The following is a 19370-nucleotide window of genomic DNA, read 5'->3' as shown; positions in this document are numbered from 1 at the left end:
GTTTTCCGCCTCGCCCCAAACCTAGTGGCCCAAAACTATTATACTCTTACCAATCTTGCCACTCAACTCTATTTTAATTTACAACCTTTGGCAGGGGAATAGCAAGAGGTAAGTCAAAAGAGCGCGGAGTAATCAGGATTTGCATTGCTGATAGCCTTTGAGATTTGAGATTTTAAATAGCGGTTTAAAGCTTGCCTAAAGTGGCATTTTTTTTTAATGGTATTACTACTAAGCTACAATAATTACCGTTAATTTACAAAATACGAGCTGAGATTGTGTTCGGTTAATGACCCGCAATTAGCGCCTATTTGTATTGAGCAATGCAAGTTTTTTCTTGAGCAAGTAACCAAGACTTGCATTCCTTGCTACAAATTTAATTACCAACTTAGTTATGGTTGTCTAACCGGACACAATTTAACTCAGTTGAGTCGATCAATTTGTCTGCGGTTTGGGCAGCACAACTGTAAACACGCTGCCTTGACCGACATTACTGCTAATAGCAATCTCACCGTTAAAAGGTTTTAAAAGTTCAATACAAGTATAAAGTCCTAAACCTGTTCCTGTCGGTTCGCCTTCGGTTTTTTCCTCGCCTTTAGGTGGCTTGGAGGTGTAAAAAGGGTCAAAAACTTTTGGCAAATCGTCAGATGATATGCCGCATCCCGTATCTGCAATATCCATGTATATGTTCGAGTCATCTTGCCGAGTCACGATAGTTATTTCTCTGCTTTTCTTTTCCCACATAGCATCCATTGCATTATTGATTAAATTATAAAATACTTGAGAAAGATAGGAATAAATTAATGGAATACTGGCAATTTCTTCGTCATAAAAGTATTTTTTTCTAATCTTATTTTTAAAATACAGGTTGCCTTCCAATAGCTGAATTTCTCGCTGCACTAAATCGTTGATATTCACCGGGTGCAAATCTTGCTTTTGCTCGTTTCGGCTTTTCATCATCAGAGTATCCATGATCTGATTGATTTTTGTGACAGCTTGAAAAATATATTTAGTATAGTTAAAAAGAGAGTCTTCTTGAAGTTGTGTGGCTTTTGTTTCAATCAAATCGACGCTAGTCTGGATCACTTGCAGCGGACTTTTGAGATTGTGAACCATGCCCTGAGTCAAACGTCCGATGATGGCTGTTTTTTCCTGGTTTATTAATTGCTTGGTTTTTTGTTCAACAAGTCTTTCCAGGTTTTGGTTGAGGTGGGCAAGTTCGAGGTTTTTTTCTTCGAGTTTTTTTTGCAAGCTGCGGATTGTCAAGTGGGTTTGAATCCGGCTCAAAACTTCTTCGTGCTGGAAAGGCTTAGTGATGTAGTCAACGGCTCCTGTCTGAAAGCCTTTTACTTTATCCGGCGTATCGGAAAGGGCGCTCATAAATATGATGGGAATATCTTGCGTTGACAGGTCTGCTTTCAAACGTCGGCAAGTTTCAAAACCGTCAATTCCTGGCATCATGATATCCAAAAGAATCAAGTCTGGATGGATGTAGTCAATTTGCTCGATCGCACTTTCGCCGTCTAGAGCCACTAATACTTTAAACCCGTAATTCCTTAACAACTCGAAAAGTACGTCAAGATTTGTTTGGTTGTCATCGACAATTAGTATGATGCTTCTTTCGGAATTCTTATCGTTCATATTCAAGGGAAACATTCAAATTTTTGATTTTTGAGTTGTGGGTTGTGAGGTTAAATGGGATTCCATGAATTTTTGGCGGATCTAGAAACCCGGTTGCTTCCTAGAGGCTTCTATTTGCAATAACCCTTTGAGGAGCCGGCTGCGAGTCCGGGCCGCCCAAGCAAATTAAGTTGTCGCTTCGCGGGAGGCCAGAACACCTAATTGAGAATGGTACTCTGGGCGCGAGATTTAACTGATTTTGAGTTGTCTGTTAGCTACCGTCAATTTTAGGACAAATGTTGCTTCAAAAAATCTCGAATTTGCTTGAGCTGAAATCCTTTAGCAAGTTGGCGCAGGTGATGAACGAAAAGCCCTAATGTCGGGTCAGAATGTTCGAGTTTAGCAGTTTCTTCCAAAATAGCTTCAATATCGCCCATTGCAGCCAATCTTAACAACGCCAAGACTGACTCTGAGGCAGGAGACACCATCGTTGAGTCAGCAGCAGCAATCTCAGAAAATGCTTTTGCAGTTTGATCTGTCCGCTTTTTGGTTTGTGATCCTTCTTCGTAAACCCATTCTAGTCTCAAATGCAGGCGCAATAATTCTAAAAGCTCATTAGTTTGAATCGGTTTGGTGAGAAAATTATCGCAACCTGCAAGTATGCTCTCTTGCTTGGTAGTCTCGTAAACGTTAGCGGACAAAGCAAGGATAACCGTATCTTTTAATTCCGGCAACTGTCGCAGCAGCCTGGTAGCTTCCCAACCGTTCATTACCGGCATCAGCAAATCCATTAAAATTATATCCGGTAGAAATTCCTGTGCTTTGTGCAAGCAGTCTTCGCCGTCTGTAGCTTCTGCAATTTCAAAGCCTAAATGAAAAAGCAGCCTGTGCAACATGGCGCGATTTACTTCGTGATCGTCCACGATTAGCACTTTCCGCTGAGGGCCGATAAAACCTACAAGCCGGCTTTTTTCTTGGCGGGAGGGGAGTTCCGAACACTGGGCGACTGCTGGCAAGTCTAGATCCAACCAAAATATGCTGCCTTTGCCGCAGCTACTTTGGACGCGAATTTGGCTGCCCATCATTTTGACTAATTTTTGGCTGATGGAAAGTCCCAGTCCGGTACCTTCGACGAAATTGTTATGATCGCCCACTTGATGAAAAGGCAAAAATATTTCTTCTAATTTATTCTGCCCGATGCCAATGCCCGTATCTTCGATTTGAAAGCGAATTTTAGGGGTAGGGGTAGGGCCGGTATTGTCTGCTATTATCCCCTCGGGCGCTTCTGTTGTTCCTAGCGGCGGGTTAGACATTTGCTGCGCGTGTAAATTAGCGGTCAAATTGATTATTTGAGGGGCAATTTCCGCTGTCAAACTAGAATTTTCGCCGTTGGTTTGAGGATAATTATCGGGGAAATTTTCTGCATAACCGACTTTGAATGTAACGCTGCCGCTGTTCGTAAACTTAACGGCATTGCTGAGCAAATTAATCAAAACTTGACGCAACCTTTTTTCGTCTGCCAAAATGCCGTCTGGAAGCGCTGAAACCTGCTCGTAATTAAAAGCAATTCCTTTTTGAGCTGAGCGCATCTGGAACAAATCAATAATACCTTTCAAAAAACTGGAAAAATGCACGTTTGTCAGCGACAGATCCATTTTACTAGCTTCGATTTTTGAGAGGTCTAAAACATCATTAATCAGCATCAGCAGGTGGTTGCCGCACTGGTGAATGTTGTTAAGACTTTCCTGTTGATCGGCGGTAAAATTTTTATCGACTTTGAGCAGTTGAATGTATCCCAAAATCCCGTTCAAAGGCGTCCGCAATTCGTGGCTCATGTTGGCGAGAAAGTCGCTTTTAGCGCGGTTGGCGGATTCGGCGGCTTCTTTAGCTAATTGCAGGGCTGCTTCTGCAAGTTTGCGATCGGCAATTTCGGTTTGTGCTTGTTCAAAGAGCATCGATTGCTGAATGGCGATCGCCAACTGCACCCCCAATTGTTTTAGGCACTCTCCCTCCAATTGCTGCCAGGGACGCGGGCCCGTGCAGTGGTGGGCAATTAACAGCCCCCACAAGTTTTCGCCTTGCAAAATCGGCACTACCAGATTCGCTCTCACATCGAGCCGAGTCAACAAACCCAAGTGGCAGTCTGCCAGCCCGGCATTTTGAACATCTTCTATGGCTCTAATTCTGCCCTCTTGGTAAAGAGGAACGTAGGCTGACCCGAAACAGGGGTCATAAATTTCGATTCCTACAATTGGTCGGACATTTTCGGCAACCGACTCGACAGCGATAAACCCGCTCCAATCCGGATTAAATTGGTAAATAATAGTACGGTCTACTTGCAAAAAATGTCGCACTTCTTCGACACTTTTGGTAAGAATTTCTTCAAGATTGAGAGAAGATCTAATGCGTTCCAGCATGGCTACTGCCAACTGTTCGCGCTTTAACTTTTGCCGTAAAATCAGCTCTGATTCTTTGCGTTTTGTGATATCGGTAATCACTGCAATTAAGCCGATGTAATTTCCCTTAATATCTTGAATACTGTCGGCTCGCACCAGAGCAGTTACTGCTTCGCCGCTCTTAGTGTGCAGGGAAGCTTCGCCAGACCAAGAGCGACCTTGGCGAAGGCTTTTATAGATTTGTTTGTAATTTTTATGCCGGACATAAAGCGCGGTGATATCGCCAATATCATTGAGTTCTTCCACTGTGTAGCCGTAGCGCTGAATGAAGGCTTGATTGTGGTAAATAGACCGCCCTTTCAAGTCGGCGATCACGATCGCATCGCTGGTACTTTCGACGGCTTGAGTGACCTTGAGTAAAGCTAATTCTGCTGCTTTGCGATCGCTAATATCCGTCATCGAACCCACCATCCGCAGAGGGTTTCCGGCTTGATCCCAAACGGCTTGAGCGCGGGCGAGCACCCACTTATAGCTACCGTCTTTACACTGCAAGCGGTATTCGGCGGCGTAATTGGGGGTTTGGCGATCGAGATAACCTTGGATCGCTGCTTGGACTCGTGAGCGATCGTCTGGATGGATGCGATCGATCCATGCGCTGTAGTTGCTGTCGATGTCGCCGTCTGTGTAACCGATAATTTCTTGCCAGCGGGCCGATCGAAAAGCTTCATTTGTTTGAAGATTCAGATCCCAAATTCCGTCTTGATTGCCTTTGAGAACTAACTGCCAGCGTTCTTCACTTTTACGCAATTCTTCTTCGGCTTGTTTGCGCTGAATATGATCGCCCAATTGAGTCGCTACAGCCTTGACCAACTCTACTATACGCGGTTCCATAATTGAGCGGTCGCGCTTGCAGAATACCAAAACTGCCAGCACCTCTGAGCTAGCGTGAATTGGCACTCCGAAACAAGCTTTCAATCCGACTGATGCCGCCATTTGCGATCGGGCAAAAAGATGATTTGTGGCTAGAGAAATATCTTCAATCCATTCTACCTTGCTAGTTGACCAAATGCGTCCAGGTACTGCCACTCCGGCGGCGAATCTAATTTTTTTACTTTCGCGCCCGAACGTATCTAAATCGCGCTCGCTAGCGTACCAAGTTTCGCTGTGTTCCAAAAAAGTACCGTTAGCAGTCGGTATCCAAGCTTCCGCAAAATTCCAGCCGATCGCATTGCACAGCAACCGCAAAATATCTGGGAGGGCGCTGTGAAAATCTGCAAATTGACTAATGGCTTGAGTTGCTGCCAGTAACAGCTTTATTTCATCTTCTGCTTGCTTGCTTTCTGTAATATCAGTTGCCGTGCCGAGAATTTGTTTTAACTTACCGTCTGCTGTTTTCGCAAATACAGTATCTCGGCTGACCATCCAGCGCCAAGAACCATCCTTGTGCCTAATTCGGTATTCAATTTCAAAGATATCCCCTTCGCTGCCTGTTTCAACTTGCTGTAAATAATCAGGCATTTTAATTGAATCTTGGGGGTGGATTAAAGTTGACATCATCCACGGTTCCATTGCCTGAATCTCCTCTAATTTATAGCCAAGGATGTGGTAGATAGAAGCGTTTCCATAGATATTTTTTTTTTCAATTAAGTCACAAACATACAAAATATTAGGACTTGCCCCTGCAATTTGTTGAATGAATCGCTGGCTCTCTCGCAGTGCTGCTTCTGCTTGTTTCCTTTGGGAAATATCGCGAACAATGCAAATGATTTCCCCGTCGGGCAGCATTGTCAGCGAGACATCTATAGGGACTTCCGAGCGGTCGCGACGGCATCCTACTGCTTCGGTGCTGTAAGAACCTTTCTGCACTAAAGTCGGCAGGACTTCTTGCTCGAACCTTTGCAGCTCTGCACCTTGGTAGAATGTTTTCCAACTTTTACCTAAGATTTCTTCGAGAGAGTCGTAACCGTAGATTTTTACTCGCGCTGCGTTGCAATAAATCACCTCTTTGTCGGCACTGAATATGGCGATACCTTCGGAAGCTTGGGCCATGGCTGCTGCTTGCCTCTGGAGGACTGACTCAGAGCGTTTGCGTTGAGTGATATCGCGGACAATCGCGATAATTTCGTCCTCCGTGCAGAAGACAATTCTCGCTTCAAAATCGTACAGTTCACCATTAACTGGCATTTGATATTCTACGAATTGAATCTCGCCATTGTCGAGCGCTTGTTGATTGCCGGACAAGATTTTTTCAGCAAAAGCAGTCGGCAATATGTCTTGTGCTTTTTTGCCAATTAGTGATTTTTGTGGGATGATTTTCTCGAAATCTTTGGCAGGTTTGAAGTCTACAAAAGTGCCGTCTGCCCGACAGCGAAATATCATGTCTGGTATCGCATTTAAAAGAGCGCGGTTGGTGGCTTCGCTCTTACGCAATTCAGCTTCAGCTTGCTTGCTAAATGTAACGTCGCGAGCCACTGCATAAATCAAACCTTCTTCTGCAAACGGCGATGCTGTCCACGACAGCCATTTATAAGTACCATCTTGGCAAAGATAGCGGTTTTCTAAGCTAATAACAGGGTGGCTTTTTTTAAGTTTTTCTAATTCCGCTACAGTAATTTCTAGGTCTTCTGGATGGACGAATTCTATCAAAGGTTTGGCTAAGATTTCATCACTGCTATAACCTAATACATTTGACCAAGCGGGGTTTAAGCGTTTAAAATAGCCATCAAAACCTGCAATGCAAAGTAAATCCAGCGAGAGATTAAAAAATCGATCGCGGTCTTGCTGGGTTTGTTTCAATTCGGTAACATCCATCACCAAACCGTCCCAAACTATATCACCGTTGGCTTGCCTTTCTGGCTTCGATGCGCCTTGCAGCCATTTCACTCGATCTCCCATAACTTGCCGCCACTGGTGTTGCCAAGCTTGCTGAGTCGCCGCCGAAGTTGCGATCGATCGCTGCAAGTCTGAGATGTCGTCTGGGTGAACTGTTGCAAAAGCCAAAGTGGCATTTTCTTCTATTTGTTCTGGTTTTAAATTGTAGATCTGCAAACTGCCAGAAGAAACGTAAGTAAAAGATATTTTACCATCTACATAAAGCCGATATTGATAAATCATTCCCGGCACGTTTTCGGTCATTATTTGAAATCGAGCTTCGCTTTCCTGCAACGCAATTTGTTGGCGTTTGTATTCGGTAACATCTCGCATTGTTCCGACCAACATTTTACGACCGTCGGCGTTGTTAAAAACTGTTTTTTTGGTAGATATAATGCGTTCTTTTCCGCCGCCATCGGTAAAATTTTCTTCTGTTTCCTGAGAAAGACTTCTTTGCAATACTTGCTCGTCTTGTTGCCAAAAAAAAGCCGCTTGATCGGGGCGAAAAAAATCGTATCCTGACTTGCCAATCAGTTCCGCTCGCCTTTTTCCTATCAAATTGCAAAAAGCATCGTTTAATACGATCCATCTGTGCTGCTCATCTTTGACAAAAATCGGGTCAGGAGTAGAATTAATCGTGTGATTTAAAAACTCTTCTGATGCTTTTAATTGAGCTTCGTAACGGTAGCGATCGCTCACATCCAAGACTACTTTAATCAGGTGGTCCATCGAGCCGTCGAGAGCGCGAATACACCGCATGGAAACTCTAGTATAAACTGTTTTTCCGTCTTTTTTGCGCCACCTTTGGTCTAAAACATAGCCTTCACTCTCCCCTGCCAAAATTTTATTTAACTGCTCTAAACTCGACTGCAAGTCTTCAGGAAAAACCCACCTCTCCCAACTCTCATGCCAAAAATCCTGGCGATCGTATCCCAGCAAATCGCACAAAGCATCGTTTACTTCCAACCACTCGCATTTTTCTGGTGCTGAGGGGCAACTCGGAGGAGCCAGAATGGCAATGCCGACGAGAGAATTCTCGACTACCGAGCGATATTTTTCTTCGCTTTTTCGTAAAGCTTCTTGGTTGTGCTGTCGCTCGACTGCATAACGAAGCGATCTAATTAACACTTCGCTGTCAATTTTTCGCTTGACTAGATAATCTTGAGCTCCGGCTTGGATTGACTGCACGGCAAGCTCTTCATCGTTGCGGGCAGTCAGTACGACAATCGGAGTATTTAGACTATATTCTTGTATTTTGACAATTGTATTTAAGTCTTGGCTGTCGGGCAGCGAAAGATCTAGTAAAATCACATCAAAATGTTCGCTGACCAAAAGTTGCTGCGCTTTGCTGAGACGGTCTGTACAACTTACTGATAGCCTCTGGGGTTCGGCTCTACTGACGTTTGTTTCTAATAATAATTCTTCAATCAGATCGGCTTCTGCTTGATTGTCTTCGACCAGAAGAACTTTAAAGCCGTTTCGCTTTGCGGGTGGGCTCAAAACTGATATCATATACCTTGTTTTTTGTCATAAGGCAGTTTAGCCAACTATTATAGCATATAAAGAATTGTATAGCCACAAATCCCGCCCTTCCCAGTTAAAAACTCTTTGGTTCAACAATTACAATGCACTTTATCTCAGATGTTGAACGGTTCTCAAGAACGGGCTTTCCGGCCCATTTCACAAAGAGTAAATTTTCTTGGGAGGGGTTCTTCTAACCAGCCCTTAAAAGGCTTATTGAAAATGGTACAATATCTGATACCTATGCGATTGTGTTTTTCCTCTAAGTAGGCTAACGCAATCAGGGGGAAATTTTTTAAGGTTTTTAGAAGCTGGGTTTCAGGAGGAAACTAAGCTGCTTAGTATTTTTTTGGGCGATCGCCCCTGTGACACGATTTTAGATTTTAGATGTAGTGCACAGATGAATCGGGGAGGTTGAACTAGAATCTCAAATTTTGGGCGACTCACGACTCCTGTCGGAAAATAAGTATCGGTTTTTGGGCGGGTTCAGCCGATCGCGCGCTCGAACTCCATCCTTTGTTGTCTTTCAATTCCGCTACCAACACAATCCGAGCAATATCCCCGCACCAATGAGCGCTCAACGCCAAAAAAACGGTGGGAACTATCTTCGCTATTCATATTTTTACCACTTCTTTTAGAATACCTTACATAAACTCATTACTGCGATTTCTTTACTTTTTGCAATCAAATAAAAAATCTCAACAGGCCTTGCTATTTAGCCAAAAAGTGATAATCTTGAAGTAGAGGCAATCGAAAACTCGGTTGATACAGCCTAGGAAAAATTTTGAGAATTTTTGTAACAAAATTACAATTCCCAATAAACTGTCTTTTGTTTACTGTCCTTTGACCGAAATGAGCAGAAGTTGAGAGGAAAAAAGCAATGCTCGACAATTTAGCAATTGAACAAAAACCCGGTTTTATTCCCAAAGAAAAAGCCTTAGTATTGTTATTTGATGAAGTCGGCATCGCCGACATCCCATTAGTAGGCGGTAAAAATGCTTCTTTGGGGGAAATGATTCAACAATTAACTGGCCAAGGAGTTAGAGTTCCCAACGGATTTGCAACTACAGCACACGCTTACCGGTACTTTATCCAGTCAGCGGGTTTAGAAGCTAAATTGCGCGAAATTTTTGCCGATTTAGACGTAGAAGATCTGCAGAACCTGCGACAAAAAGGCAAGCAAGCGCGGGCACTGATTCTCGACACACCATTTCCGCGAGAACTCCAAGCGGCGATAGCGGATGCTTACGAAAAATTGTGCGATCGCTACGGCGACAGTACAGACGTAGCAGTGCGTTCCTCCGCCACCGCGGAAGACTTACCCGACGCCAGTTTCGCCGGACAGCAAGAAACCTACCTGAACGTCCAAGCTTGCGCAGGCGTCCTCGAATGCTGTCACAAATGCTTTGCTTCCATATTCACCGATCGCGCAATTTCCTACCGCCAACAGCGGGGTTTCGACCACTTTGAAGTCGCCCTATCAGTCGGTGTCCAAAAAATGGTGCGATCGGACTTAGCATCCTCCGGCGTCATGTTCAGCATCGACACGGAAACCGGATTCAAAAACGCCGTATTAGTAACCGCCGCCTACGGATTAGGCGAAAACGTCGTCCAAGGAACCGTCAACCCCGACGAATACTTCGTCTTTAAACCAACATTAAAACAAGGTTTTCGCCCGATTTTAGACAAACGCCTCGGCAGCAAAACACTCAAAATGGTGTACGACATCGGCGGTTCTAAATACACCAAAAACGTCTCCGTGATAGCAGCCGAAAAAAATAAATTTGCCATACAAGATGATGAAATTCTGCAACTAGCAAAATGGGCAGTAGTCATCGAAGAACACTACTCTAAAGTGCGCGGGACTTATACCCCGATGGACATTGAGTGGGCAAAAGACGGCAATACGGGCGAATTGTTTATTGTCCAAGCGCGACCCGAAACAGTACAATCTCAAAAGTCTGCTAAAGTTTTGCGAAACTACAAATTGCAAGGTAGCAGTGCAGTTTTAGCAAAAGGACGCGCCGTTGGCGAATCAATCGGACAAGGCCCAGCCCGTATAATTTTAGATGTGCACAGAATCGCTGAATTTCAATCAGGAGAAGTTTTAGTTACCAACAAAACCGACCCGGATTGGGAACCGATTATGAAAAAAGCAAGTGCGATCGTCACCAATTCCGGCGGCCGCACTTGTCACGCCGCCATCATAGCCAGAGAAATGGGAATTCCCGCCATTGTCGGCACCGGCGACGCCACTCAAATCTTGAAAAATCATCAAGAAATCACTGTTTCTTGTTCCGAAGGAGACGAAGGCAAAGTTTATTCCGGTTTGCTTCCTTTTGAAATTCAAGAAACTGCGATCGAGAATTTACCCCGCACCCGCACTCAAATTTTAATGAATGTCGGGAACCCAGAAGAAGCCTTTGGTTTATCAGCCATTCCTTGCGACGGCGTAGGCTTAGCGCGGTTGGAATTCATCATTGCAAATCACATTAAAGCACACCCACTGGCACTGATTCACTTTGATGAATTAGTGGATGAATCAGTCAAGGAAGAAATTGCAGAACTCACAGCACTTTACCAACACAAACCCGATTTCTTCACCGACAAACTCGCCCACGGAATTGCCACAATTGCCGCCGCATTTTATCCAAATCCAGTTATCGTGCGGATGAGCGATTTCAAGAGCAACGAATATGCTAATCTTTTGGGAGGTCGGCAGTTTGAACCCAAGGAAGAAAACCCGATGATCGGGTGGCGTGGCGCCTCTCGTTATTACGACCCGAATTACCGCGAAGCTTACGCTTTGGAATGCAAAGCATTAAAGCGAGTTCGCGACGAAATGGGCTTGACAAATGTGATTCCGATGATTCCATTTTGTCGCACCCCAGATGAAGGGCGAAAAGTGTTAGCCGAGATGGCAAAACACGGTTTAGTTAAGGGCGAGAACGGCTTGCAAGTGTATGTGATGTGCGAATTGCCGAGCAATGTCATATTTGCTGACGAATTCGCCCAAGTTTTTGACGGATTCTCGATCGGCTCTAACGATTTAACTCAGCTAACATTAGGATTAGACCGGGATTCTGCTTTAGTCGCGCACATTTTTGACGAACGGAATGAAGCTGTCAAGCGAATGGTAGCAATTGCGATTAAAGCTGCCAAGAAGTACGATCGCAAGATTGGGATTTGCGGTCAAGCGCCCAGCGATTATCCGGAGTTTGCTCGTTTCTTGGTTGAGTTGGGAATTGATTCGATGAGTTTGAATCCCGATTCGGTTTTGAAAACTTTGTTAGATGTTGCTAAGGTGGAGGGCGCGGGTTCGTTGATGGATTTAGCGGGGGATATTGCTAAGGTTTAACCGTTGTGGTTTTGGAGAGCAACCGGGTTTCTCAAACAATAGCTACCCCATGTTCTGGCTTGGTTGTTTTTGAACTCGACTCGGTTTCTCATATGTATTCCTGTAAAATAATCGCTCTCGCGTTTGTAGTGATGAATCCAAGTCCTCTAATTTTTTTCAGGACTGGCATTCGTCACTACAAACCTATTTGATTGCTGATAATTGACCTGACATAATATCACATCACATCATATCAGCACTTCTGGCTTTGTTGAACCCTGGCGCTGCGCGCGATCGCCCGACTCAGCCGCCAGCTAACGGTTAACACACGGGCGGCATAGTTTGAGAATTGATCGGAAACTTTTCTTATTTAAAACCGTCTTTTAGGGGAGGATTTTCTGTTGCCATCGCCTAAATCAACAAACATATTCTCCACATAAGCTCTGAAAATGTGCTAACTGCTCTCCTGATTATTTTCATAGGTTTAGCTCCGTCGCTGCTGTCTTTGTGGGTGATGCGCTCTGCCCAGAGCCAAGCCCGCGATAGAATTGCAGCGGCCAGACTTGCGGTAGCGAATAGACCCATGCGAACTCAACTACCCACTGCCGATCGGACTTACATACAAAGCCTCGGTTATTCGATCGGCGATATCACTTGCGAGTATAACGCCCGCTCAAATTACATTCGCTGCGCTGTCAATCCTTCTGGGCCCTGTCAAGATTGTCGGTACTACCAAGCCAGAACACTTGACGTTGGGGATCAAAAGATATAGCTTATACTGGTGCTTGTATCTACGTCTATTTGCGGATGTAGTCATCAATGAGTTAATATGTACTTACGTGTAATGATTATTGGTGAAGCTTGTTTTGGACGACCCACGCCCCAACTCAGCAATTAAAACCTAATCGAGCATTATTGCTTGGTTACAGTTGCCATAACGGGCGGATTGCGATCGGTGTTTTTCTAGTTGACAACTTACGATCAGAAACCAGGTTTAGATGATAAATTTTGGTTGGGCGGCGAGAAATCTAGGAATAAATTGGGTTTCTAGTCTCCTGGTCGTAACTCCTGCAGTTAAGAAAATTAGCCAACAAAAATCGTAAGTAGCTGAGGGGCAAATCTCCAAATCAGTTTCTCCAAAACATCATGAAAAATTCTGCACGAAACATTGTCCCGAGCATTTATCTTAAACAGAAACTCGCTCGAAGACTCTAAGTTGACAGTTTGAGAAGTTAGTTGTGGGCTGCACGAATCTGTTTTTGCGATCGTAGCGAAACAGTCTCAAACCTAGATTGCTATCTCCAGACTCCAAGTCATGAATTTTTAAGACGCTTCGTCGATACAGGGTATGCCGATTTCAATTGAATCTCATATGTTACACCATTTTCAAGAATAGGCTTTCTGGTCTGTTCCACAACAAGTGAATTTTCTTATGGGCTGGGCAGGAGACCCCCCCCATAGAAGGGTTATTGATAATGGTAAAAGATCTCAGTTGAATGACACTTCGGGCACGGCCGGCATAATTATGTGACGGCTATCACTCCCTAATTAATGTGTGGTTGCTATTGTGAACAGGGCTTGCACACCAACACCAAAGAAACCGAGTTGTTTACCGGGAGCGAGGGCTGCAAAGAAGTCTTTTCGTCCCTCAAACCAGGTTTATACGTCTAGAAATAGAGAGTTTTATCTGCAAACTAAAGTGCATTAGACGAGGTACAGAAAACCTCATCAAGTAAATTTTTGAGAACTCGTGTTCTTATCTACTGCGCGATGTCAGAGCTAGGCGTGTAACAGATACACTCGCTAACAGAACAGAAAAAAGCCGAAGGCAAAATGTCACCCGATAGAAAGGTTATTGGGATTTAAACCCCCAATCATCAGCGCTTCTGCCGGCTATATTTTCAATGCTATTCAATATCAATATAGCACTGCTTTTTGCTGAGTAAAATTCGCTTTTTGCTCTTGATTTAAGTCAAGCAGCAGAGCCTCTTAGTCTGCAATTTAACCTTTTCAATACGTGATAATTATCATCTTGAACTAGGTACATCATCTACAATCCGTGAGACAATTTGACCATGCAAAGCATCTGCAATAAATCAATCTTTCTAACCCAAAAAATATGTGACTCCACCGCAAGGATTGCTGGCACAAAGTTCCGAAAAACAACTACTTATCATCAGAAAAAACAAATAAAACAAGTAAAAGCAGACGAGTGTTTCCTGTCTCACAAACTTGGTGGCGACGCGGGAATTGGGCATCCCCACAGAGAATTTTTACGAGCAACCGAGTCTGTGGGCGCCCGGACTCTAAAAAATGTACTGTTTCTCGATGCCAGAGTAGAGAACTTCGACAGTTTGGCAAGAGGAGCAACAGCCGACACAGAGGTATTTGTATTGGACTCGACGCGGGATGGAGTCGAGCAAATTACTAGAATTCTGGCTAATTGCAGCGATTTAGACAGCCTTCAGATAGTTTCTCACGGTCGAGAAGCGGGGGTGCAGCTAGGGTCGATCGAACTCTGCAACGACAACTTACAAACCTACAGTCATTTGTTACAGCAGTGGGGAAAAGTCCTCAGCGAGAGAGGAGATATCTTGTTATTCGGGTGCAGCGTCGCAGCGGGGGAAAACGGCGAGGCCTTCGTGCGGAGGCTGAGCTTGATTGTCGGTGCAGATATTGCAGCTTCCGACAACTTGACGGGGAGTGCGGCACTCGGCGGCGACTGGCAATTAAAATTTGCGACCGGGGAAATAAAGGCGAGAATCGCCATTGAAAAAGAAGTGCTCGAAGCCTACCCTTACGCCCTCGGCACATTAGTTAACGAAACCTTCAAAAACTCCACAGTTAGGGGGCCTTGGATTTACGGGGGAAACGACGGGGCACTGTTCGATCCCAGCAGTAACCTTCCAGCAGCCGATCAACTTATCCCCGGCATTACCGGAGGCACAGTATCCGGCGTACTTCCGGCTTTGGGCGGTGCAAGTCCCGGCGATGGCGCTCTGCTATTAACTCCAGCAGTAAACCTTCGGGAAGCCTTCGTTATCTACAACAACCCCATTCCTTCAACCGACGGTCTCAGAGTTCAGTTTGATTTTTATTCTTACGGTTCAAGGGAGCAATTTGAGGCTCCGCAACCCAATATTCGCCCTCAGCCAGGGGACGGGCTGGGTTTCTTCTTGATTGACGGCACTGTTAGCCCAACAAGGACTGGGGGTTATGGCGGTTCTGTGGCTTACGCTCCACGAACGGGTATACCCGGTATTGAGGGAGGTTATTTAGGCATTGGGCTTGACGAGTTTGGCAATTTTTCAACATCCACAGAAGGGCGCTCTGGCCCAGAGCCGCCTCCGATTCCAGGCTCCTCTATTGGTTCTTTCAGACCTGATTCAGTAACTGTTAGAGGAAATCAAGCAGACGGTTATCAGTTTTTAACAAATGCGATCGTTCCCTTCGGCATCGATAACATTCCTACGAGCATTGACTTTAGTGGCCCTATTGCCGGCCGCAGTTTTAATTTCAGCAATACGTTCACGAGCGAGCGCAATTTAGCCAAAAGATCCGTTCAAATTACGCTGAATCCATCTAATGATCCGGTGGAACCCTCTCGCCTCACCGTTGCCTTCGATGAAAATTTCGACGACATCTACGAAACTACATTGATCGATATCCCCAACTTGGCAATCGAAAACGGCCGAGTACCGCCAATTTTCAAATTTGGTTTTGGCAGTTCCACAGGAGCCGCCAACAACATTCACGAACTTCAAAACCTCGTAGTTGAAACTATCAATCCTCCCAGTATCACCGCAGAGGTTGCCACTATTAAGACCGGCCCACAGTTCGTCAAGCCCGGAAGCAGCATTACCTACACGATTACTACTGTAAACAGGGGGCCAGCGCCTGCTACAAATGTTCTGATTCAAGACGAAATACCTTTAGAACTCCTGCGTCCGGGCGGATTGCCCCCGGTTCTCAGTGCCTCCAACAACGGCACTTACGTGAACCAAACCAAGGCTGTCACCTGGCCGTTAATTCCGGTTCTCAATGCCGGCGAGACTCTGACTTACACACTGACAATTGATTTGCCGCCCGGTTTAACCAGCGGTAGCAGTTTTGCCAACGTTGCATTCAGCACTAGCTCGACTTTCGACCCCGACCTCAGCAACAACAGCGGTGTGCTTGCACCTGGGCAAATCGAGGGGCCTGGTGTAGTCTTTACCACAGTTGTCAATACAGTCGCGGATTTAGTTACTACCAAAAGTGGCCCTGTGACTACTTCGGCCGGGTCAAGCGTCGCCTACACATTGAGTACGACTAACAGGGGGCCAGACCCCGCTGCCGATGTGACAATCACTGACAGCATTATTCCGGGTTTAAAAGGAGTCAGCGTATCGGACGACGGCACTTACGACCCTGTTTCGGGCATTGTCACCTTCCCAGCACTGACGGCGCTGGCAACTGCGGCTACTGCGACCCGCACCATCAGTTTCATTGCCCCAGCCACCCGTACCGACATCAGCAACACCGCCCGGAGTAGCGCGGCGACTTTCGATCCGATCGCCACTAACAACAACGGCTCGACAACCAACAAAGACGGCACTCCCACCAACTCTACGGTTACGACAAGTATTGCGCCCAACGCGGATCTGGCAACCACCAAAACCGGCTCTACGGATGCTCGCGCCGGTAGCTCAGTCAGCTATACAATCGCTACAGTCAACTTAGGGCCCAGTCCTGCAGAAGCTGTAACCATCACGGACAGCATAATTCCCGGGTTAACCGGAGTAACGGCATCTAACGGCGGCGTTTACGATCCAGTGACAGGCATTGTCACCTTCGGGCCGGTGGCAATCGCCAATGCGGAGACACTCACCCGGACGATCGGCTTCACAGTACCGCCCACCCTAACTTCCATTAGCAACACGGCCAGAAGTACCTCCATCACTCCCGACTCCACTCCGGCCAACAACAACGGTACAAACCCCAACGCCACCGTCACCACATCAATCGATGCTGTGGCCGATGTTGTCACCCAAAAAACGGCTCCCGCCAGCATCGAGGTGGGCGACACGCTACTTTATACAATTACTACTACCAACTTAGGGCCGAGTCCCGCGACCAACGTAGTCATCACCGACAGCCTGATTCCCGGCTTAACTAATGTCAGCGTGTCCGATGAAGGAACCTACAATCCAGACACAGGGACGATCGATTTCCCAGCGATCGCGACTTTTGCCAGCGGCAGCAGCGTCACCCGCACCCTGATGTTTGTACCGCCACCTACCCTGACGAGCATCACCAACATTGTCTTGAGTCGAGCGTCCACTTTTGACCCGGACTTAACCAACAACGACGGCTCGACAGTCGCATTGCCCGGTCAGGCGGGGGGGCGAGTCATTACCTCGATCGATGCTGTGGCCGATGTTGTCACCCAAAAAACGGCTCCCGCCAGCATCAAGGTGGGCGACACGCTACTTTATACAATTACTACTACCAACTTAGGGCCGAGTCCCGCGACCAACGTAGTCATCACCGACAGCCTGATTCCCGGCTTAACTAATGTCAGCGTGTCCGATGAAGGAACCTACAATCCAGACACAGGGACGATCGATTTCCCAGCGATCGCGACTTTAGCCAGCGGCAGCAGCGTCACCCGCACCCTGATGTTTGTACCGCCGCCTACCCTGACGAGCATCACTAACATTGTCTTGAGTCGAGCGTCCACTTTTGACCCCGACTTGACGAACAACAACGGCTCGACATTCGCATTGCCCGGTCAGGCGGGGGGGCGAGTCATTACCTCGATCGATGCTTTAGCCGACCTGGTTACGTCCAAAAGCGGTCTCACATCTGCTCCTGCTGGTAGTTCCGTGACTTATACTATAACTACCGCAAACAATGGGCCGAATGCTGCTGAAAACGTAGTGATTACAGACAGCATCATTCCCGGTTTAACGGGAGTCAGCGCATCCGATAACGGCACTTACGACCCAGTGACAGGGGTTGTCACCTTCCCAACAATTCCCAGTTTGACTAGCGGCAGCAACATCAACCGCGAAGTAACAGTAGTCGTTCCAGCGACGGGCACCATTAGCAATACTTCCCAGAGTCGAGCGACCACTTTTGACCCCGAACCCAGAAATAACAACGGTTCCGAGTCCAGAGCCACTGTCACCACCGCCATTTTACTCGCGCAGCCAACACCCAACAAGCTTCCATCAGCCGACAGCAGCAATGTGGCGATCGCGCCCAACAGCGTTGTCCAAATTAGCGGGCTCGGAGGCAGAGACTCAGACGGCACAGTGGTTACATTCACAATCAGCACCCTGCCGCCGGCAAATCAAGGCGTCCTGTTCTTGGGCGACCCCGCAACAGGGGGAATCGCTGTCACGGCAGGTCAAACGCTGACAGCCGAGCAAATGACGCAGTTATTCTTCGAGTCTGCCGGCAATTTCACAGGAGCTAATTTTACCTACAGCAGCAAGGACAATCTCGGTGACAGCAGTCCTGCCGCCACCGTTTCTCTGGTGTCCCTAGCGTTCAACTACCCGCCGGTACCCACAAACATCAGCAAGACACTGGCGCCAAACAGCACCGTCAACCTCACAGAGCTCACGGCAAAAGACCCCGACAACTCGATCGAATTCTTCACTATCCACACCCTGCCGGCGGCAACTCAAGGCGTGCTGTTCTTGGGCGACCCCAGCCAGGGAATCCGGATCACGGCAGGCCAAAGACTTAGCGCAACTCAAATCAGCCAGTTATTCTTCCAAGCAACCAGCGAATTCGCAGCCACCAACTTTACCTACAGCGCCACAGACAGCCGCGGCGCCATTAGTCCAGCCCCCGCTACAGCCTCCCTGCTAGCACTATTACCTCCCACCGACCAGCCGCCCGTCGCCAACAACTCCAGCGTCGCTTTGTTGCTGGAAACAATCGTGAACATCCCCGGACTCGGAGGAACCGACCCCGACGGCACGGTGGTTTCCTTTACCGTAAACACCTTGCCACCAGCCAATGAAGGCACGCTGTTCTTGGGCAACCCCAGCCAGGGAGTGCGGGTCACGGCAGGTCAAATCCTGACAGCCGAGCAAATTACCCAGTTGTTCTTCCAGGCGTCCGGCAATTTCACAGGGGCAAACTTCACCTACAGCGCTACAGATAACCTCGGCGCCACCAGTGCGGCAGTCGCCACTGTCTCTCTCATCCCCCTTAAGGAAGCGATACCGACGCCGACACCCGCGCCGATACCGACGCCGACACCCGCGCCAACACCAACACCCGCGCCGGAACCAACACCAACACCACCAACACCAACACCTGCAGCGGAACCAACACCTGCGCCGGAACCAACACCAACACCAACACCCGCCCCGACGCCCATACCCGCAGCGGAACCCGCCCCGACGCCCATACCCGGGCTAACACCAACTCCAACACTCGCGCCGGAACCAACACCAACACCGGCACCAACACCCACACCTGCAGCGGCACCAGCCCCGACGCCCATACCCACGCCGACGCCCATACCCACGCCGGAACCGGAACCAACTGCAACACCAACACCACCAACACCGGCGCCAACACCAACACCACCAACACCCGCCCCCGAACAACCAACACCGACGCCA

General features: G+C 47.2%; 6 protein-coding genes. 3 read left to right on the top strand and 3 right to left on the bottom strand.

The window, feature by feature from the left end; all coding sequences use genetic code 11:
* Positions 1–432 precede the first annotated feature (432 nt).
* From QUA57_RS14225 to QUA57_RS14215, 3 genes are all read right to left on the bottom strand, one after another.
* A complete protein-coding gene (locus tag QUA57_RS14225) occupies positions 433–1653 on the bottom strand; it encodes a hybrid sensor histidine kinase/response regulator (protein ID WP_333041389.1) in 1221 nt (406 codons plus the stop codon).
* A 251-nt stretch (positions 1654–1904) separates the two neighbouring features.
* Positions 1905–8396: a PAS domain S-box protein gene (locus tag QUA57_RS14220; RefSeq protein ID WP_333061649.1), complete on the bottom strand. Its 6492-nt coding sequence runs from the start codon at positions 8394–8396 to the stop codon at positions 1905–1907.
* Between the two features lie 495 nt (positions 8397–8891).
* The gene (locus tag QUA57_RS14215) at positions 8892–9023 is read right to left on the bottom strand and encodes a hypothetical protein (RefSeq protein WP_333061651.1); all 132 of its coding nucleotides are present in this window, start codon (positions 9021–9023) and stop codon (positions 8892–8894) included.
* A 262-nt stretch (positions 9024–9285) separates the two neighbouring features.
* On the opposite strand from QUA57_RS14215, the gene ppsA reads away from it, so the two are divergent.
* The 3 genes from ppsA to QUA57_RS14200 all read left to right on the top strand — a co-directional run.
* Complete coding sequence (gene ppsA / locus QUA57_RS14210; RefSeq protein ID WP_333061652.1) at positions 9286–11763, top strand: phosphoenolpyruvate synthase; 2478 nt, start codon at positions 9286–9288, stop codon at positions 11761–11763.
* A 430-nt stretch (positions 11764–12193) separates the two neighbouring features.
* Positions 12194–12514, top strand: coding sequence for a DUF6464 family protein (locus QUA57_RS14205; RefSeq protein ID WP_333061653.1), 321 nt, complete (start codon positions 12194–12196; stop codon positions 12512–12514).
* Between the two features lie 1303 nt (positions 12515–13817).
* Positions 13818–19370, top strand: a 5553-nt coding sequence (locus QUA57_RS14200) for a DUF4347 domain-containing protein (protein WP_333061655.1), incomplete at its 3' end; no start/stop codon positions are given.

This window comes from Microcoleus sp. Pol7_B2, assembly GCF_036701035.1.
In the GTDB taxonomy this organism is placed as follows: domain Bacteria; phylum Cyanobacteriota; class Cyanobacteriia; order Cyanobacteriales; family Microcoleaceae; genus Microcoleus.
This window is presented reverse-complemented; position numbering and strand designations above follow the sequence as displayed.